This window comes from Permianibacter fluminis (assembly GCF_013179735.1).
GTDB lineage: Bacteria > Pseudomonadota > Gammaproteobacteria > Enterobacterales > Permianibacteraceae > Permianibacter > Permianibacter fluminis.
The window spans coordinates 174,379-193,610 of sequence record NZ_JABMEG010000003.1; the positions used below are offsets into that span (position 1 = coordinate 174,379).

A 19,232-nucleotide genomic window follows, 5' to 3' on the forward strand; every position below is an offset into this window, starting at 1 on the left:
GCACCAAGGTGCGAGATGTTCTACGCTGGACCGAGGTCACATGAGTGGAGACTCATGCTGGCCGCGACCGTCGTGCTTTGGCCGGGTGCATCCCGTCACCTGTCTCTGCTGAAGCTGATCGCCTCTGGGGTCGTTCCGACCCTGGCAAACCCGAGTACCGGTACTGACGCAGCCGTTTGTGCGCGGCCCGGTTTTTTCGTTTGGGCGAGGAGGCCAGTCATGAAATCCATCAGCAAGCATGCTGCATCAGGGCGCCGGAGGGGCGCATTGATGTCGGCGCTAGTACCGTATTTCTTGTCGTTTGTTGTGTCTTGCTTTGCCGCGCTGCCGGCGGCGGCCGAGCAGGGCGATTACAGTGCCTGGCAGACCTTTCTGAATTTGTTTTCGGCGCCGAAAGCCGACAACAAAGTCACCGCCGATCAGCGCACCGGGCCGTATCCGCTATTGGCCAATCCGGCCGGCTTCAGCAGTTTTGCCCCAACCAATTACTACGCCTGGCAAACAGTCAAACTGGCGCCGGAAACGGGAGCGGTTTGCGGCAACGGCTCGACCTACAAGTTCTTCGTCAACCGGGTGCCGAATACCAGCAACACGATCATCTATCTCGAAGGCGGTGGCGCCTGTTGGGATTACGCCTCCTGCACCGGCGCCAGCGGTATCCGCGGTGCGCGCAATCCGAATGGCATTCCCGATGATTACATGAGCCTGATGAATCCGGGTGCCAGTCTGGTGTCGCCGTTCGTGTTCCGCTTGCATCCGTGGACCGCGACCAAGAGCCAGAATTGGAACATGATCTATGTGCCGTATTGCACCGGTGATATCTATTCCGGTGACCGGGTCGCGTTGTACACCGATCCGGCTGGCCAGAACTCACCGCTGGTTTGGCATCACAACGGCCTGCGCAACATGCGCGCGGTGCTCAGCTGGCTGAAAGACAATCTGCAACGGCCGGCACAACTGCTGACCACCGGCTGCAGCGCCGGTGGTGCCGGCTCGCTGACCAACTATGCCCATATCCGCCGCGACATGGCGCCGAGCAAAGGCTTTTTGATCGATGATTCCGGTCCGGTGTACAGCGCGCCGGCAGGTGGCGATCCGGCTCAGTATCCGAGCATTCCGCTGCAGACCCATATTCGCAATGTCTGGGGTTTGAACAGCGGTCCGTTGCCCTACATGCAAAGCGAGCTCGGCAGTTACGGCTTGAACCTGAATGATCTCGGTACGGTTTATCCGGCGCTGTCAGCACGCTGGAGTGGCGACCGGATGGGCCAGACCCATTTCTGGCAGGATCTGAATTATTCCTCGTACTCGTATGAGCGTTGGTACGAAGACATCTACAACGATCCGGATCAGGCCAGTCGCGAAGCCAAAATTCATGCGCGCTGGGGCATCGATACCAATCGGCTGAAAACCAAACTCGAAGGCTTGAGCAATTTCGGCGGCTATTTCCCGCAATACCGGGCGGTCAACGAAAGCCATTGCACCTCGATCATCGAGTTTGCCAACAGCGACATTCAGGAACGCAATCTGCAGCTGGATGATTTCGTCAACAACATCCTGAATGGCAGCGGCGCGGTGCTGGATGCGTCGGAGTCAACTCCGGCCGCCGACTATGCCAAACCATTCAATCTGTTGTACTGGACGCTGGATCAGCTGCTGTAAGCAGTGAACTTTACTCCCTCTCCCTGGATGGGAGAGGGCTGGGGTGAGGGTGATCTCGCCGCGTGAATGAAGACCATCCTACGCTGCCGAATAGTTCACCCTCATCCAAACCTTCTCCCGTCAAGGGAGAAGGCTTATTCGCGCAATCAAGGACCTGTGGCGCCCGCGCCCATCGTGGCAATGCGCGCCTGCTCCAAGCGTTGGCGCAGATATTCGTCACGCGACAGGCCATCGGGAATGACCGTCATCGCCAGAACTTCATTGACGATGTCGTTCTCCTGCCGTTTGTAATCGATGAATTTCGGATCCGGATTAGCCAACCAGGCTTGTTCCCGCGCATCCGAAATGGCTTTGTACTGATCGATCAGTGTTTTGGCTTTGGTTTTGTAATCGTCATCGCCGCTGCTGGAGTAACGCAGCATCGCCAGCTTCAGCACTAGCGCTTCCATCGGCACCAGCTTGCCTTCCTGCTCGTACTTGTTGGTGCCATCCATCAACTGACGCAGCTGGGCCTGCTTTTCCTGCTCGCTCAGTTGATCGGCGTGATCAAAAAAACCACGACTGTGCTGCTGGAAATCCGTATAGGCCTCATAGGCGCGAACCAGTGGGTGCTCGCGCAACGACCCAGGTCCAGGCTCGCTTCCAGCGTTGCGGCTCTCTGTAACCGTCGCAACGGTGGCTGCTGGCGGGACCGATGCGGACTCCCGCGCCAGCCAGACCGTCGCCAGCCCGATCAAACCAGCAGCCGCCAACGTGATGATGACCAGACGCTTGTTCATATCAGCTCCGGATTTTTTGATACTAACGTCCACATTCCACTGCATCTGACGTCAGACTGCAATGCCCACCGCTGCGATGAGCCAGCAGGGCACGCAGTGTCGGTTTTTCTTACAAACAGTGGGCGCTGGTTGGCGCAAGTTGGTTCTAAATGATTAATTCCATTAGAACTTTCCTCTCGTAGCTGACCAAGGTTCAGATCTTGCTTTGTCCCGCAGACGCCCAGAGCGGGATAACCATTCGCCATCAATCGGATGGCACCAAGGAGAACAATGTGAAGCAGTTTGGTGGACTGGCGCTGATCGCCACGCTATTTGCCGGTTCGGCGTCAGCCGACTTGGTCGATCTTGAATTCACGCCATATGGCGCGCTCATTAATCAGCACTACGACGGCAGCAATTTCACTTCGACCGTGGTTGCAAGTGTTGATGGTGCCCAACAAACGCAGCTGTCCATTCCAACTGGCGCATTGACGACGCAGTATCTGGGCAGTTACCACGATGACTGGAATCAGGCCACCATTACTGATGGCTATAGCTCGTTTGAGAGCTACGCGCTGGACCCGGTAGCGCAGCCGTTCATCGAGTTGCTGAGCGGCTATTTGCCGGCCAGCTTCAACAATCCGCAAGGCTATTCGGTGCTAAGCGCCGGTAACTGGTTTTGGGATTACGATGTCGAAGCCGAACTCAGCGGTTCAGTCGATTACGGCAGCAACTATGTTGCGTTCCAGTTTCAGCGTTTTGAAACCATCGACAGCAGCACGGACGAGCTCGGTACGTCGACCACGAGTATCTATCGGCAATTCAATTTTATGATTTCACTGGCCGATCTGCCGACTTCAGGTGCCGATGTCGTATCGCGCAGTGCTGACGATGTTCGTGCCTTGTTTAACGGACTCAACGGTGAAAGCGGCTATTTCTATACCTCGGTTGGCGTACAGCACGACCGTTGCGAGCAAAACAGCTGCTGGCAAAGCAGTTTCGACAGCTGGCAGATTGCCGGCCGAGTCAGTGCGCATGGCGAGCGGACCATTGATGTGCCGGTACCTGCCACGGTGCTGCTGTTGGCGCTGGGCCTGCCATTGCTGCGGCGCAATCGTCGCGGTTAATGCGTGATTCGCTGAAACAAAAAGCCCCGGCATTGCCGGGGCTTTTTGTTTGCGGGTCAGAGGAACCCGATATTAATGCTTGAGCGCCTTGAAGCAACGTTCGGCCGCATCGACTGTCGCCGCGATATCGGCGTCGCTGTGTGCGGACGAAACAAAGCCGGCTTCAAATGCTGATGGCGCCAGATAAATGCCTTCATTGAGCATCAAGTGGAAGAAACGCTTGAACGCCGGAATGTCGCAGGCAGTCGCTTCGCTGTAGCGCCAGACGGTTTTGTCGGTGAAGAAGAAACCGAACATGCCGCCGACACTGCGGGTGGTCAGCGCGATTCCAGCGGCATCGGCCGCTTGCTGAAAACCGGCCATCAGCTTTTCCGTGTTGGCCGTGAGTTTGTCATGAAAGCCCGGTTTGGCGACGTGTTCCAATGTGACTAAACCCGCGGCCATTGCCACCGGGTTGCCGGACAGCGTGCCAGCCTGATAAACCGGGCCAAGCGGCGACAGTTTTTCCATGATTGCGCGTTTGCCGCCAAACGCCCCGACCGGCATGCCGCCGCCGATCACTTTGCCGAGTGTGGTCAAATCCGGCGTGATGCCGTACTTGGCCTGCACGCCACCGAGCGCGACCCGGAAGCCGGTCATCACTTCATCAAAAATCAGCACGCTGCCGTAGTCGTCGCAGAGCTTGCGCAGGCCTTCGAGAAACCCCGGCACCGGTGGCAACAGGTTCATGTTGCCGGCCACCGGCTCGACGATCACGCAGGCGAGATCGCTGCCATGTTCTTTGAACAGTGCTTCGACATTGGCCAGATTATTGAATTCGCCGACCAGCGTGTGCTTGGTGAAATCGGCCGGCACGCCGGGCGACGACGGCTCACCAAAGGTCAGCAAACCGGATCCGGCCTTTACCAACAGCGAATCGGAGTGACCGTGGTAACAGCCTTCGAATTTCAGCAGTTTGTTGCGACCGGTATAACCGCGAGCCAAGCGAATGGCACTCATCGTCGCTTCGGTGCCGGAGCTGACCATGCGGACCAGTTCGATGCTCGGCATCAGTGCCTTTACGCGTTCAGCCAGAATGATCTCGGCTTCGGTCGGCGCACCGAACGACAAACCGTTTTGGGCGACTTCGCACACGGCCTTAATCACGTCCGGATGGGCATGACCCAAAATCGCCGGACCCCAGGAACCGACGTAATCGATATAACGCTTGCCGTCTTCATCCCACAAATAAGCGCCGGCGCCTTTCTTGAAAAAGACCGGCGTGCCGCCGACTTGGCGGAAGGCCCGCACCGGCGAGTTAACGCCGCCGGGGATGGATGCTTGCGCGCGAGTGAAGAGTTGTTCGGAGCGGGACATGATGAGCCTCGTTGGGGTAACAATTGACAGGGGATCTTCCCGGTCTGCAAATCAAATAAAAAAAAATGGATTCCGGCCTGCGCCGGAATGACAGGAGTTGCAGCGACAACCACTGTCTGTCATTCCGGCGCAGGCCGGAATCCATGTTGATGTTCTACTGTCAGGTCTTGCCAACCAGAGAATCATAAAGATCCCGCCAGTCGGGGTTGTTGGCTTCGATCAATTTCAGCTTCCATGCCCGGTGCCAGCCTTTGATTTGCTTTTCCCGTGCAATCGCGGCGGTGATGTCCTGCGACTCTTCAAAATGCACCAGTTGCTTGATCTGGTAACGCCGGGTGAAGCCATCCGCTTCTCCCTGCTTGTGCTGCCATACGCGCTTAATCAATTCACTGGTTACGCCAACATAAAGCGTTCCACGCGGGTTGCTGGCCATGATGTAAACCCAGTACATCGGCCTTCCTCATCCATGAGATAAAAATGGATTCCGGCCTTCGCTGGAGTGAAAGGCTGGAATCGCGCCGACAACTTGGAACTCGCTCTCCAGATGTTCTGTTCAACCCTTGCGCACATTCTTCCAACTGATCGGCCGAGCGTAACGGTCCACTTCCTTGCCGACGCCAAGGATGCTGGCGAAAATCGCCATCCGCACCAGTACGCCGTTGTCGGTTTGCCGGAAGATGGCGAGGTTTGGGTTGTCGTTCAGATCGTTGTCGAGCTCGTTGGCGTCGGCACGCGAGTCGCGTGGCAACGGATGCATGATCACGGTGCTGGGTTGGCAGAATTGTGAATAGGCATATTGGTTGATGCGAAAGCGCCCGCGGTATTGGTTGGCTTCTTCCTTGCTCGCGAAGCGCTCTTCCTGAATCCGGGTCTGGTAAATGATGTCGACGTTGGCGATACCAACGGCGAGGTCCTCAGTCTCGACCACGGTGTGGCCGGCGGCCATCAATCGGTCGACGATCTCTTCTGGCATCGCCAGCGCTTTGGGCGAGACAAAAACAAAACTGATGTTGCGATACAGGCACAGCAACTGCGACAGCGAATGCACGGTGCGGCCGTGTTTCAGATCACCGACCATGGCAATGCGCAAGTTGTCGATGCCACGGCTTTTTCCGGCCATTTCCTGTTGCATGGTGAACAGATCGAGCAGTGCCTGCGACGGGTGTTCGTTGGCGCCATCACCGCCATTGACTACTGGGACTCGCGAGGCGCTGGCAAATTCGGCGACCGAACCCGGCTGCGGGTGGCGCATGACAATCAGATCGGAATAGCCGGACAGCACCCGGGCGGTGTCGTACAGCGATTCGCCTTTGGTCAGTGACGAGCTTTCGATGCCAACGGTCTCGCGCACTTCACCACCAAGCAGGTTGAACGCGCAGCCAAACGATACCCGGGTGCGGGTCGACGGTTCGAAGAACAGCGAGCCGAGAATGGCGCCTTGCAGCACCGTGGTCATTTTTTCCCGACGGGCGTAGGGCCGCATCGTGTCGGCGACTTGGAACAGTGATTCGATATTGGCGCGGTCGAATTGTTGGACCGAGAGAATGTGACTACCAAGAATATTCATGTCTGGTTTCCGCGTTTTGGGTTCCGAATTACGACGTGACGGGCACGGCGGAAAATCTGTTGTCAATTCAGTGCGAACGATGGGCAAGTCGGCTGGCAATTGATCGGAGCCGAGCGAGCGTTGAGGTCGCGTTCGCGGCGCTGGCACCGTGCGAGCAGAACGCTTTCGTTCGCTGCGCGAACCCGGATTACGCCGCTGCGCGGCTAATCCAGGCTACGCGATAACACCTGTCGTTTGCGCCCGACCTCGGCTACTCGAACAACGCCGCGTAGCGCCGCGCAGCGGCCTCGATATCGTCGGCGCCGAACACGCCGTGAATCGCGGCGAGCAAGTCAGCACCGGCCTTGCGCAATTGGCCGCCATTGTCCGGGGTCACGCCGCCAATCGCAAGCAAGGGCAGGGCAAAGCGGTGGCGGGCTGCGGTCAATGTGGCGACGTCGCAGGGCGGTGCCGACGGCTTGGTTTGCGAGGGAAAAAAACGACCGAAGGCCAGGTAATCGGCGCCGGCCGCCGCCGCCGCCGCGGCCAGTTCCAGCGAGCTGTGGCAGGTGACGCCGAGCAGCTTGCCGGGCAGCGCAGCCCGGGCAGCGGCCAGCTGGCCGTCGCTCTGGCCGAGGTGGACGCCGTCGGCATCGACCGCCAGAGCCAGGGCGACATCGTCATTGATCAGCAATTTGCCGCCGTGGCGGTGGCAGCAGGCTCGCAGCGCCAGCGCCCGCTCGCGCTGCTCGGCCGGGCTGGCGGCTTTGTCGCGGTACTGAATCACGCGGGCGCCGCCGCGCAAGGCGGCCTCGACTCCGGCCAGCAGCCGGTCGCCGTGCAACAGGTTCGGGTCGGTGATGGCGTACAGGCCGGACAACGGGGCGGGTGCCATGGCAGGGTTTCGTGTGTGAACGCAGGCCGGCATTGTCGGCGAGCTGGGGCGGCGGCGCAAAGTGTAGGGATTTGTCAGGAAGCGTTGACCGGTCTCGCCAGCTGGCTGACAGTGGCGGCGCCGAGGCCGACACGGCCCCGGCGTGGCCAATTGCCCCGCAGCGCAGGAGTGGACATGCCTTTCGGTTTCAGCGCCTACCCGGTCGGGCTCAACCCGGCTGCCGTCCGTTACCAGAACAGCCTTAACGACGACGGTCAGCCGCGACCAATCGCCGAACTGGTCGACCAAGCCAGCCTCGATCCCGGTGAGCGCCGGCTGCCGATTTCGCGTTTTCCGCACCCCGGCATTCTGTTGTTCAGCCTGCTGTTTTACCTGCTGCCGCTGCTGATCCTGACCGGCTTTATTGGCTGGTCGTTGTTGACCCCGACGGCGTGAGCGGAATGCCGCGATGGCGGTTGCGCGCAAAAAAAACGGGCCTGCAAGCAGGCCCGTTGTCATTTCATCAGCCGCAAACGCGGTGATGGAGTTGACCACTCAGGGGTACGACGTTACGGCAGGGTGATCTTCCAGCTGTTGATGTAGCCGGTGTCCGCGGCGGCCGCATCTTTCACCCGCAGGTTCCAGGTGCCGGCACGCGGTTTGGCGCCAACCGCGACCGAATAGGTCTGGTTGATGTTGTCGGCGCTGCCGCCCGAGCGGTTGTGCAGGTTGTAGACCGTGCCATCCGGATGGATCAGATCGACGATCAAATCCCCCTTGTAGGTGTGCACGATATTGACCGCAACCGACACCGTGCCGGCATTGCCGGTACCGGTGACCGTGATCGGGCTGCTGACGCCGGTCGTGTTGTTGTCCGGGATGTTGTAGTCAGTGGTGTTTTCAAAGCTGGTGCCACCACCGCTGACACTGTAATCACCGACCAGCGACACGCCAGAGAAGGTCGAATACGCGCGCAGCATCACGTAGTAGGTGCCGACCTGCGGTGTGGCAAACGAGCAGGTTTCGGCGTTGCCATTCAGGTACGGCCGGCAGTCGTAGCTGCTGGTCGTCGGAGCGCTACCGAACTTCACATACATGTCGGCGTCACCGGTGCCACCGCTGGTGACAAAGCTCAGCGCCGTGGCGCCAGTCGGGACCGCCATGGTCCAGGTCTTGGTGGCGCCGGTGGCGAGGCCGATGCCGGTGACCGGCACGCCATCGCTCAGCGTGTCACCGCCCGGCGGCGGCGGAGGCGGCGGCGGCGGCGGAGGTGGTGTCCCGCCATTCAGGAACACGGTGCTCAGCAACTTGTTCGGGCCAGACGGAATGCCAGAGATTTTATTGCTGCTGGCATTGTTGACCAGTGCGCTGGTCACCTGCGCCGGCGTCGCACTCGGGTTGGCGTACAGATACAGCGCGGCAGCACCGGCGACATGCGGCGATGCCATCGAGGTACCGGACAGCACGGCGCTGGCGGTATCGCTGCTGATGCCAACCGAGGTGATGCTGGAACCCGGCGCGAAAATATCCACGCAGGAACCGTAGTTCGAGAAGCTCGACATGCCGTCGCTGCTGGTGGTCGAGCCGACGGTGATCGCGCTGGTGGCACGTGCCGGCGAATAGTTGCAGGCGTTTGCGCTGTCGTTACCGGCGGCGACCACGGTGGTCACGCCAGAATTGGTCAGGTTGGCAACGGCGTTATCCACCGCGGTGGAGGCGCCACCGCCCAGACTCATGTTGGCGACTGCCGGGTTGCTGTGATTCGCCGCGACCCAATCCATACCGGCGATGACGCCGGAATTGGTGCCGCTGCCATCGCAGCCGAGCACCCGCACCGGGTGCAGCGTTACCGCTTTGGTCACGCCCCAGGTGGTGCCGCCGATGGTGCCGGCGACGTGCGAGCCGTGGCCTTGGCAATCGTTGGTGCCGTTGCCGTCGCCGACCGCGTCATAACCGTTGCCGACCCGGCCGGTGAACTGGCTGTGGGTCGCGCGAATGCCGGTGTCGATGATGTAGGCGTGCACGCCGGCGCTTTCCGGATAGACGTAGGTCTGGTTCAGCGGCAGATCGGTTTGATCGATACGGTCGATGCCCCAGGTGGCATTGCTTTGGGTGCCGATGGCGCGCACCACGGCGTCGGCCTCGACAAACGCCACCGCCGGATCATCGGCCAGTCGCTGTGCGCTGCCGTGATCCATGACCACGACGGCACCTTTCAGCACCCGTTCAAACGAGCGCTCAACCGACGCGCCATAGCGCCGGTTCATGTCCATCGCGACGGACATTGCGGTGCGGGTTTGAATGCCCTGCGCCGACATGGTGGCGTTTTCCTTGAACACGACGATGTAGCGGTTCGGGATCACGGATGGCGCATTGAGCCCGCGGATTTCGCCGGCCTGGACGGCGCAGGCAAACATCACGGCGCCGGCGACCAGTGTGGGCTGGAGCACGGATTTTATGGTGTGGTTTTTCATGTACAGATTTTCTCCTGGCGTTGCGATAGTTCCGTGCGCGCGAGGCGCACGTTCCCTGTCTTCGGCTCTTGGACGACTGGCCGAATGCTTCAATTCGAATAGGAGTAGGCGGGGGCGCGAAAACGCGCTAACGCGTGCGCACGCGATCGATAATCGCGGCCGCGATGGTGTGATGAGCTTTGACGAAATGAACCTGATCTACGACAGCCGACAGCATAAGGCCCCTCCGACCTTGGCGACGACCATACGTACCCACGCGAGGCGTGGTAAGACACGATGGGTGTGGTGATTCTGCTTGTTTTTTTGTTGCGACAGCGCGGCTAAAACTAGACCTGACGTGAACGGAAAGCAACCTGCAGGCGGCGCCTTTTTTGTAGTTTTTTGTAGCGCGGGGGTGAGGCGGTAATGGCGGTGTGGGCCCGTGCTTGTGAAGGTGATGCAGAGCTGTAAATGAAGCTGACAGTGCGGACCGTGGCAAGCGGTCCGCACCGGTGAGGCGCTTACTTCTCTTCTTCTTCGGCGTTTTCGGTTTCGCCTTCGGCTTCTTTGCTTTGCGCCCAGAACAGGCGATTGGGCATCAGCTGGCCGGCGCCGAGCGCATGGCCTTCCTTCAAGGCATTGAAGGTGTATTCCTGCGCTTCATTGATGGCATCAAACAAATTCAAACCTTGCGCCATCAACCCGGCACAGGCCGCGGCCAGGGTGCAACCGGAACCGTGATACATCGCCGGCAGCCGTTCCCAATGAAAGGTTTCGGTTTCAAACTCGGCGCTGTACAGCGTGTTATGCACGACAACGGTCGGTTCATCGGCGCCGGTGATCAGCACGTTCTCGCAACCGAGATCGAGCAGCTCTTCGGCGCATTGCTCCAGCGAGTCGGCATCCGGAAACAATTGCCGCGCTTCGCGCGCGTTCGGCGTTGCCAGCGTCGCCAGCGGCAGCAATTCCCGCTTCAGGGTTTTGATGAAAATCTCATCGGCAGTAACCGTGCCGCCACCGGCCGCAAGAATCGGATCCAGCACCACCGGAATGTTCGGGTAGTTCTTGATGATCTCGGCAATGGTGCTGACCACCGCCGGGTTCGCCAGTAAACCAATTTTGATCACGGCGACGTTCAAATCGCGCAGCACGGCCAGCGCCTGGCCTTTGATCAGATCCGGCTCAACCGGTTCAAACTCATGAATGTTGCTGCTGTCCTGCACGGTCAGCACGGTAATGACGGGGGCGCAATGGCAGCCGAGGCTGACCAGGGTTTCGATATCGGCCGAAATGCCTGCGCCACCGGACGGGTCGTTACCGGAAAAGCAAAGAACGACAGGAGGTAGGGGGCCGGGCATGACTAGGTTCCAGAAACGAAAGGACGATGATGATACCAGAGCCCGGCGCCCGGATTAGTGCCGCCGACGCCGTTCCATCGCCGGTCGGCCGGTCGCTGTCCCGCTCACTGTCCCGCTCACCACAAAGCCCGCGCAGTCCGGCCGGCGGGCCACTACAATGCCGACCAAACCGTTGATCCCATGGGAGTCTCTGCTGTGCCCTATCGCAAGTTCATGTGCCTGGTCTGTGGCTGGATGTACGAAGAAGAAAAAGGCTGGCCGGATGACGGCATAGCCCCCGGGACACGTTGGGACGACATCCCGATGAACTGGGTCTGCCCGGACTGTGGCGCCCGCAAGGAAGACTTTGAAATGGTGGAAGTCGAGTGACAGTGACCGGCCCGGCCCTCACCGTTGGTCAACCGCCGTGGACGGCCTGGCCGCGGAACCTGTGGCGGGCGCTGCTGATTCTGTGGCTGCTGTTCTGGCTGCTGATGATTTTTGTCGCCGTGCAGGACAACTGGGATGACGACAGCATTCTCTGGTGGCAACCGCTGCTCTGGGAAGGTTCGTCTGCGGTGGTCGGCACCGCGATGACGGCGCTGATGCTGCGTTATGGCAGCCGACTGCAGCATCTGCTGGCGACGCCCTGGCACTGGTTCTGGCAGCATCTGAAATGGCTGCCGCTGGCTTCGCTGGTGTTCATCGTCTGCGCGTTTGGTCTGCGTCATGCCGTGTATGCGGCGGCTGGTTTGAGCTATCACCACCCGCCGTGGCCAACCGTCTATGTCTACGAAACCCTGAAGCTGGCGCTGTTTCTCGGGCTCTGGTTGGGCGTGGTGTTCGGCGTCCATTCTTTTCTCGCCTGGCGCGAGCAGCAGACCCGCTTGCACGCCATGCAGCAAGCCCTGACCGAAGCCAAATTGCAGCAACTGAAAGCCCAGCTGCAGCCGCATTTTCTGTTCAACACGCTGAACACCATTTCCTCGTTCATGCACAGCGATGTCGAGCGTGCCGACCGCCTGCTCATTCGCCTTGCCGATCTGCTGCGCGCCAGCTTGACCCTCGGTGAACAGAACACCATCCTGCTGCGCGACGAGCTGCAACTCGCCAAGCTATACGCCGAGATCATGACCGAGCGTTTTGGTCCGCGGGTCGCGCTGGAGTGGGATATCAGCGATGACTGCCTCGCGCTGTCGGTACCGGCCCTGTTGTTGCAACCGCTGCTGGAAAACGCCTTCAAGCACGCCGTCGAGCAAAGCCGCGAGCCGATTGCGCTTCACGTCAGCGCCAATCGCGACGGCGAGATGCTGCAACTGCAGGTCAGCAATTCGCTGCCGTCCACGCAGGGTGGCTCCAGCGGTCAAAGCCATAACCAACACCATCACCAAAACAAGAACGGCACCGGCATCGGCCTGCGCAATTGTCGCGAACGTCTGCAAGCGCTGTATGGCGAGCGCGCCAGCTTGCAGATTGAGCACACCGCAAACGCCCACCGCGTGCACATCCGCTTGCCGGTGTCGCCATGATCCGCGTACTGATTGTCGACGACGAAGCGCCGGCCCGCGCCAAACTGCAACGCTGGCTCGCCGAGCAAAACGCCTTCACCGTCATTGGCGAAGCCGACAACGGTCTCAGCGCCGCTGAAGCCATCGTCAAGCAGCACCCGGATCTGGTGCTGCTCGATATCCAGATGCCCGGCTTGAGCGGCCTCGAAGTCGCCGCGCAAATCGATGTCACGCCCGCACCGCTCATCGTCTTCGTCACCGCGTTCGATGATCACGCCATCAAAGCCTTCGAGCTCAACGCCGTCGACTACCTGCTCAAACCCTACGACAAAGACCGCCTGCTGCGCACGCTGAGCCGGGTGCAACAGCGCCTGCAAACGCGCCGCATGCCGGCAACTGCCGATACCGCCGATGCGACCGACACCGCGAATGCCGCTGACAGCGCCCGCCACACCGCCCGCGCCCTGCAACAGCAACAAGGCCCACTGAATCGCCTGCTGGTGCCGGTCGGTGAAGGCCTGCAACTGCTCGACGTCGACCGCATCCACTGGTGCCAAGCCGATGACAACTACCTGCACCTGCACACCGAGAACACCCGCTACACCCTGCGCCGCACGCTGCAAGATCTGCTCAGCCAACTCGACCCACGCCAATTCGTCCGCGTGCACAAATCCGCCGCCGTCAACCTGCGCGAAATCCTCCGGCTGGAACCGCTGTTCAAAGGGGATTACGAGATCGTGCTGCGCAGCGGCATGACGGTCCGGATGAGTCGACGATATAACGAGGAGCTGCTGCGGTTGCTGGGGAGTCGCTGAATACGGCGTTCTGCGTAGGTCGAGGTTGGGACATTCTTGGTGGAAAAGAAGTCTCAAGTGAGGCGAAAATGCTACTGCCTCACTTCAAGTGACGGTAAGCCTCAGCCAGGAGGCGGTGAATTGGCATAGATCGCAGCGGTAGCCTCGCCGCGGTCAAATGCCAAAATCCATCGAGTTACATTCTCGTTCTCGTAGTTAGTGCCAACGCCATTCTCTACCAATTGATGGTAAAACGGTTCACCTTCCTTGCCGATCAGCGCGTAAATATGCAGGTCCGCGCGTCGATCGCCGCCACGCCGAAGCCGGTCGGCTTGCGCATAGCTATCGTGCGGCAAGTCGACATAACAGAGACCCGTGCGGCATTCTACATGTAGAGCCTGAATCTTCTTATCAGCAGTACTGTTTATCACACTGTAGAACTGCTCCGTTACTTGACATAGCGATTCTTCGGTCGCGCTGGCCCATTCTTCGACACGGTCTTGTAATAACAGCTTGTGCATGTACTCCTTCATTCCGGCGGTTTCGGGACTAACCAGCCGACCGAATTCGAGGATGTCAGCGTTGCGGGTTGACAACAAATTATCGGGCATCCGACCGCGAAAATAGGTCTCCGTTGGCACCAATATGTGTTGTGCAGGATCGATCTGACTTGCCGGCGCGGGTGTCGCCGTCAAGTTAGATGCCACGGATTCGGCAGTTGTTTCCTGCAGGGTTACCGCTGCAGTCGGTGTTGGTTTCGGAAGGACGCCCCGTTCCGGCTCGGCGAGAGTAGCCAATTGTCGCCATTCCTGTGTCAAGACTCACCCGGTTGCCAGCAAAGCGGTCAGTAGTAGAGGCTTCCATAGCTGAGATGCCATCATCTGAGTTCCTTATGGCCCCTTGGACAACGACCTGCGCGAGAGTGATTGATACGACTGCAGGCAGATATGTTTGAAACGAGGAAAATCGCAAGTGAGGCAATAACGCGATTGCCTCACTTGCAGGAGTGTTGGCATCAGCCCGGAGGTGGGGAATTGGCATAGAGCACAGCGGTAGCCTCGCCCCGATCAAATGCCAAAATCCATCGGGCAACACTTTTATCCTCGTAGTTGGTACCAACGCCGTTCTTTACCAATTGATGAGCAAACGGCTCGCCTTCCTTGCCAACCAGCGAGTAAATGTGCATATCCGCTTTTCGGTCACCACCCCGCCGTAATTTGTCGCTCTCCCAGTACGTGTCATAAGGTAAGTCCACGTAGCACAGATCGGTACGACATTCCACATGCAAAGCAGCAATCTTGGTATTGGACGCGCTGTTTATTGCAGCATAGAACTGCTCCGTTACTTGCCGCAGAATTTCTTCGGTCGCGGAGGCCCATTCCTCGTCACGGGGCTGCGACAGCAGCTTGTGCATATACACCGCTCCACCGGCAGTATGCGGACTGATCTTGCGGTCGAACTCAAGGATATCGGCGTTGCGGATCGACTGCAGATTGTCCGGCATCCGGTCTCGAACATAGGTCTCCGTCGGCTCCGGCATGTCCTGTGTCGGATCGAGTGACGACGCCGACGTCGACGCAGCCGAGAATGTAGGTTCCACCGCTTCGGATGCGGTTTTCGGTCGGTATATCGTTGTAGTATCTGCTGGTTGCGGGAGGACAGCGCGTTCCGTTTCGGAGTGCGTTGCAGACTGTTGCCATTTCTGTGTCACGACCCACCCGGTTGTCAGCAACGCGAGCAGTAGTAGAAGCTTCCATCGCCACGATGTCATCATTTAAGTTCCTTCTGATCTCTTGGATAAGCGAACAAGCGTGATTCGATCATGTCATGCACTAGCGCGGGGAGAAATTTGGGTCGCCATCACTGCAACTGATGCCACAGCGGAGAAAGCCCCACCTACGCATCCAGCTTGAGAACGACTCTCCACTATCGTATGAATTTCCCCGTTGAGTGCGAGAGTCAAAGGTTCCTTCCTGGATAACCACACCGTTGTCGTCCACTGCCGCTATCACCACGTCGGTTGTTCCCTCATCTGGCCGATCGGCCCAGTTGGTATAGGTGCTATAGCCATTGTCTTCAGCCCAATCCAGAAACTCATCAACGGTTTCGTCGGCGAAGACGACAAGACTGCAGCACAAAGCCAACAGCAATCCCCCAAGTACATTTTTCATCGTTGCGCGTCCTTTTGCTTGTGACTTGCCTGATGGCAAGCGGTTATGGGTAGGTATTTATTTACTTGTGAAGACAGCAGTGACAATGGCCCAGGCCTAACTGCAACAGGTCGGCTGTTTTCCTGCACACTCGTTCCTGAGCAAGACGATTCTTAACCCCCTCCGTTCTAGGAGCGCAACATCGATTTGTATCTGGCTGTATCGTTTTGTAATGAGAAATTTGCTTTCTGCAAAATGGCTGAAAGGCGTGATTGCAACTTTCGCAATTGGATCAGGTAGGGAGTTGGGGGCATGGTGGGCGTCATGACGCATCATTTCTTGGCGATTTAAAAAAGCGGCGAGTCATGCCCGCCCTTCGTGGTTCCGCTCACCCTATCCCGGTCCCGCTCACCCCAAACCCGCTGCAGCAATCCACGCTTACCCTGAAACTTCCTCCACGCCCTTTTGGCCACGGAGGCATCATGACCACCATTGCTGCACCTACACCCGCGGAGCGGGCCGAGTTTCTGGACTGCTTGCGGATTATCGCCATCGGTTTCCTGCTGTTGTTCCATACCGGCATGTTGTTTGTCGGGTGGGGCTGGCATATCGAGAATGCCGAAACCGCCACGTCGCTGGTGATGCCGATGGATATCGCGCATCGGTTGCGGATGCCGTTGCTGTTCGTGATTGCCGGCGCCAGCATTTTCTTTGCCCTGGGTCGGCGTAGCACCGGCGCGGTGTTGAAGGAGCGGACGCTGCGGCTGTTCTTGCCGCTGGTCGCGGGCATGTTCCTGATCGTGCCGCCGCAGATTTACTTCGAGCGCCTGTTTCGTGGCCAGTGGCAGGGCGATTATTTCCATTACTACGTGGAAAAGGTGCTGCAGTTTCAGGCCTATCCGCAAGGCGATTTCAGCTGGCATCACCTGTGGTTCATCGTCTACCTGTTTGTTTACTGTCTGGTGCTGATGCCGCTGTTTGCCCGCTGGCGCAAGGGGCTCAGTATTCAGCCGGGCCGCTGGTTGTATGCGCTGGCCTTGCCGATTGGCATCAACGAAGCCGTGTTGAAACCACTGTTCCCGGAAACGCACAACCTGACCCGCGATTGGTACACGTTCAATCACTACGCGCTGCTGTTTATTTATGGTTTTGTTTTGGCGGCAGTGCCGGGTAGCTGGGATTGGCTGATGCGCACGCGACGGCAATCGCTGTTGGTGGGCGTGGCCTTGGTGGTCGCGATTCTGACTCTCAAGAAGACCGGTTTGCTGGTGGAAGACACACCGTTCGATGCGGTCACGGCCAATCTATTTACCTGGACGTGGTTGCTGGTGTTCTTCGGCTACGGCAAGCGCTGGTTGTCGTTCAGCAATGGCCTGCTGCGCTATCTGCGGGAAGCGACCTACCCGGTCTACATCCTGCACCAGACCGTGATTATCGCGATTGGCTACTACGTGATTCAGCAGCCGTGGTCTTGGGGCAGCAAGTATCTGGTGGTGCTGGGGCTGACCACGGTGATTTGCCTGATGCTGTATGAGCTGCTGATCAAGCGCGTTGCGCTGCTGCGCTTGCTGTTTGGCCTGAAGCCGCGGCGCCCGAGTCTGGCAGCGCCCGTTTCCGTGCTGCCGGTTGCACAAGCGGTTGGCGGTGACTGAGCGTGCAGAGTCGATGAAATCTGTCGGTGGCCGGTTGATTCCGGCCACCCAGGCCTCATGATCAGCGCCTGCCTTTGCTGGAGCTGGCCATGTCCGCCGCCGATTCGAACTCCACCGTCAGTCACAACGCCGCCGGTCACAACGCTGCCAGCGCCAATACCGAGCAGCCGAAAGCCAAGCTCGGTCAACTGCGCAAGTTGTCGGAGCTGCTGCGGCCGTATCGCAAACAGATCGCCATTGCCTTGGTGGCACTGGTGATCGCCGCCAGCAGTTTTCTGGTGCTCGGTCAGGGCCTGAAAGCCGTGATCGACAAAGGCCTCGCGACCAGCGCGCCGGATGCATTGAATCAGGCGATGGCGTTTTTTCTGGTGGTCGTGCTGGTGCTGGCCATGGCGACTTACGTCCGGTTCTATTTTGTCTCGTGGCTGGGTGAGCGGGTGATTGCCGATCTGCGCCGGCAGGTATTCGAGCATCTGTTGACGCTGTCACCGCAGTTCTATGAAAACACCCGCACCGGCGAAGCGCTGTCACGGCTGACCAATGACACCACGATGCTGGAAACCGTGATCGGTTCCAGCCTGTCGATGGCGCTGCGCAATGCCCTGATGTTGGTCGGTGGTTTGATCATGCTGTTTTTTACCAGCGTCAAGCTGACCGCGTTTGTGCTGTTGGCGGTGCCGCTGGTGGTGGTGCCGATCATCGTATTCGGTCGCCGGGTGCGTGGCCTGGCGCGCGATTCGCAAGCGCGGCTGGGCGATGCCAGTGCCTTTCTTGATGAAGCACTGCATGAAGTGCGCACCGTGCAGGCCTCGGTGGCCGAGCCGGTGATGAAATCGCGTTTCGCCGCCCATCTTGATGCCGTCCTCGGCACCGCCAAGGCAAGGATACGGGCACGGGCGGCGCTGATTGCCATCGTGATTGTGCTGGCCTTCGGCGCCATCGGTTTTATCTTGTGGACCGGCGGACACGATGTGATCGCCGGCCGCATCACGGCCGGGCAATTGTCGGCGTTTGTGTTCTATGCGGTGATCGTGGCAAGCGCCGTCGGCACCATAAGTGAAGTGTTTGGTGATTTGCAGCGCGCTGCCGGCGCGACTGAGCGGCTGATGGAATTGCTCAGCACCCGGCCGCTGATTACCGCTCCAGCCGAACCGCAAGCCTTGCCGACGCCGGTGCGCGGCGAACTGTGTTTTGAGCAGGTACATTTCCATTATCCGACCCGGCCCGACAGCGCCGCGCTGAATGATTTTTCCTTGACCGTGAAAGCCGGCGAGCGTGTTGCGCTGGTCGGCCCGAGCGGTGCCGGCAAAAGCACGGCGTTTCAATTGCTGCTGCGCTTTTATGATCCGGAAAATGGCGTGATCCGGCTCGATGGCCAGGACATTCGGCAACTTGATCCGCAGGCGCTGCGCTCGCATCTTGCTTTGGTGCCGCAGGACCCGGTCATCTTTGCCGACAGCGTGCGTGAGAATGTTCGCTTTGCGCGGCCCGAGGCCAGTGATGCCGAGGTGCGCTCCGCGCTTGAAGCGGCCTACGCGCTCGACTTTGTCGAGCAAATGCCAGGCGGGCTCGATGCGCAACTGGGCGAGCGCGGCGTGCGTTTGTCCGGTGGTCAGCGTCAGCGGCTGGCCATTGCCCGCGCCTTGCTCGCCGACCGGCCGGTGCTGCTGCTTGATGAAGCGACCAGCGCGCTCGACGCCGAAAGCGAGCGCATGGTGCAGCTGGCGCTGGATCGGTTGATGCAGAATCGCACCACGCTGATCATCGCGCACCGATTGGCGACCGTGCGCCATGCCGATCGCATTGCCGTGCTGGACAAAGGCAAGCTGGTCGCACTCGGCAGCCATGATGAACTGGTGCGTGACAATCCGTTGTACGCCAAGTTGGCGCGGCTGCAGTTTTTGCACGAGTCGGCCGAGTTGGAAGCAGGCTGAGCGCGTTTGCGACCAACGTTCTGACTCGCTTTTTTGATTGGCATTCTGACTGGCTTTCTGACAGGTCTTCTGATTGGCTTC

18 protein-coding genes are annotated in these 19,232 nt (G+C 59.3%); 8 read left to right on the top strand and 10 right to left on the bottom strand.

The genetic code is table 11. The features are described 5' to 3' along the window. Positions 1-270 precede the first annotated feature (270 nt). Positions 271-1,662 carry a pectin acetylesterase-family hydrolase gene (locus HPT27_RS18865; protein WP_172246710.1) on the top strand — a complete coding sequence of 464 codons (1,392 nt, stop codon included), beginning with the start codon at positions 271-273 and terminating at the stop codon, positions 1,660-1,662. Positions 1,663-1,808: 146 nt separating this feature from the next. On the opposite strand, the gene HPT27_RS18870 is transcribed toward HPT27_RS18865, so the two are convergent. Beyond that, positions 1,809-2,441: a hypothetical protein gene (locus HPT27_RS18870; RefSeq protein WP_172246712.1), complete on the bottom strand. Its 633-nt coding sequence runs from the start codon at positions 2,439-2,441 to the stop codon at positions 1,809-1,811. 272 nt (positions 2,442-2,713) lie between these two features. Here HPT27_RS18870 and HPT27_RS18875 point away from each other — a divergent pair, with 272 nt between their 5' ends. Further along, the gene (locus HPT27_RS18875; protein ID WP_172246714.1) at positions 2,714-3,547 is read left to right on the top strand and encodes a hypothetical protein; all 834 of its coding nucleotides are present in this window, start codon (positions 2,714-2,716) and stop codon (positions 3,545-3,547) included. Positions 3,548-3,619: 72 nt separating this feature from the next. On the opposite strand, the gene hemL is transcribed toward HPT27_RS18875, so the two are convergent. The 4 genes from hemL to thiE all read right to left on the bottom strand — a co-directional run bounded on the left by hemL (position 3,620) and on the right by thiE (position 7,344). Continuing rightward, on the bottom strand, positions 3,620-4,903 hold the full coding sequence (gene hemL / locus HPT27_RS18880) for a glutamate-1-semialdehyde 2,1-aminomutase (protein WP_172246716.1): 1,284 nt from the start codon (positions 4,901-4,903) through the stop codon (positions 3,620-3,622). A gap of 160 nt (positions 4,904-5,063) precedes the next feature. Then, on the bottom strand, positions 5,064-5,354 hold the full coding sequence (locus HPT27_RS18885) for a GIY-YIG nuclease family protein (protein ID WP_172246718.1): 291 nt from the start codon (positions 5,352-5,354) through the stop codon (positions 5,064-5,066). A 102-nt stretch (positions 5,355-5,456) separates the two neighbouring features. After that, entirely contained in the window at positions 5,457-6,470 is a 1,014-nt protein-coding gene (locus tag HPT27_RS18890; RefSeq protein WP_172246720.1) for an aspartate carbamoyltransferase, read from the bottom strand. A 250-nt stretch (positions 6,471-6,720) separates the two neighbouring features. After that, positions 6,721-7,344: a thiamine phosphate synthase gene (gene thiE, locus HPT27_RS18895; RefSeq protein WP_172246722.1), complete on the bottom strand. Its 624-nt coding sequence runs from the start codon at positions 7,342-7,344 to the stop codon at positions 6,721-6,723. Positions 7,345-7,518: 174 nt separating this feature from the next. Here thiE and HPT27_RS18900 point away from each other — a divergent pair, with 174 nt between their 5' ends. Then, positions 7,519-7,779: a hypothetical protein gene (locus HPT27_RS18900; protein ID WP_172246724.1), complete on the top strand. Its 261-nt coding sequence runs from the start codon at positions 7,519-7,521 to the stop codon at positions 7,777-7,779. Between the two features lie 113 nt (positions 7,780-7,892). On the opposite strand, the gene HPT27_RS18905 is transcribed toward HPT27_RS18900, so the two are convergent. Continuing rightward, the gene (locus HPT27_RS18905) at positions 7,893-9,797 is read right to left on the bottom strand and encodes a S8 family peptidase (protein WP_211198125.1); all 1,905 of its coding nucleotides are present in this window, start codon (positions 9,795-9,797) and stop codon (positions 7,893-7,895) included. A gap of 500 nt (positions 9,798-10,297) precedes the next feature. Beyond that, complete coding sequence (gene thiD / locus HPT27_RS18910) at positions 10,298-11,134, bottom strand: bifunctional hydroxymethylpyrimidine kinase/phosphomethylpyrimidine kinase (RefSeq protein WP_172246726.1); 837 nt, start codon at positions 11,132-11,134, stop codon at positions 10,298-10,300. A 180-nt stretch (positions 11,135-11,314) separates the two neighbouring features. On the opposite strand from thiD, the gene HPT27_RS18915 reads away from it, so the two are divergent. Genes HPT27_RS18915 through HPT27_RS18925 form a run of 3 tightly spaced genes read left to right on the top strand, consistent with a single transcriptional unit; the run spans position 11,315 to position 13,436 of the window. Further along, on the top strand, positions 11,315-11,503 hold the full coding sequence (locus tag HPT27_RS18915) for a rubredoxin (RefSeq protein WP_172246728.1): 189 nt from the start codon (positions 11,315-11,317) through the stop codon (positions 11,501-11,503). Then, positions 11,500-12,642, top strand: coding sequence for a sensor histidine kinase (locus HPT27_RS19680; protein ID WP_172246730.1), 1,143 nt, complete (start codon positions 11,500-11,502; stop codon positions 12,640-12,642). The genes HPT27_RS18915 and HPT27_RS19680 overlap by 4 nt, the downstream gene beginning before the upstream one ends. Further along, positions 12,639-13,436, top strand: a complete 798-nt coding sequence (locus HPT27_RS18925) for a LytR/AlgR family response regulator transcription factor (protein ID WP_172246732.1) — start codon at positions 12,639-12,641, stop codon at positions 13,434-13,436. The genes HPT27_RS19680 and HPT27_RS18925 overlap by 4 nt, the downstream gene beginning before the upstream one ends. Before the next feature lie 101 nt (positions 13,437-13,537). Here HPT27_RS18925 and HPT27_RS18930 read toward each other — a convergent pair whose 3' ends face one another. From HPT27_RS18930 to HPT27_RS18940, 3 genes are all read right to left on the bottom strand, one after another. Continuing rightward, a complete protein-coding gene (locus HPT27_RS18930) occupies positions 13,538-14,212 on the bottom strand; it encodes a hypothetical protein (protein ID WP_172246734.1) in 675 nt (224 codons plus the stop codon). A 218-nt stretch (positions 14,213-14,430) separates the two neighbouring features. Next, positions 14,431-15,189: a hypothetical protein gene (locus HPT27_RS18935; RefSeq protein ID WP_172246736.1), complete on the bottom strand. Its 759-nt coding sequence runs from the start codon at positions 15,187-15,189 to the stop codon at positions 14,431-14,433. Between the two features lie 58 nt (positions 15,190-15,247). Continuing rightward, entirely contained in the window at positions 15,248-15,586 is a 339-nt protein-coding gene (locus HPT27_RS18940) for a hypothetical protein (protein ID WP_172246738.1), read from the bottom strand. A gap of 461 nt (positions 15,587-16,047) precedes the next feature. Between HPT27_RS18940 and HPT27_RS18945 the strand changes: the two genes are divergently transcribed. Together HPT27_RS18945 and HPT27_RS18950 are read left to right on the top strand one after the other, a co-directional pair. Next, complete coding sequence (locus HPT27_RS18945) at positions 16,048-17,217, top strand: acyltransferase family protein (protein WP_172246740.1); 1,170 nt, start codon at positions 16,048-16,050, stop codon at positions 17,215-17,217. Positions 17,218-17,306: 89 nt separating this feature from the next. Further along, positions 17,307-19,151, top strand: coding sequence for an ABC transporter transmembrane domain-containing protein (locus HPT27_RS18950; RefSeq protein WP_172246742.1), 1,845 nt, complete (start codon positions 17,307-17,309; stop codon positions 19,149-19,151). Positions 19,152-19,232 lie beyond the last annotated feature (81 nt).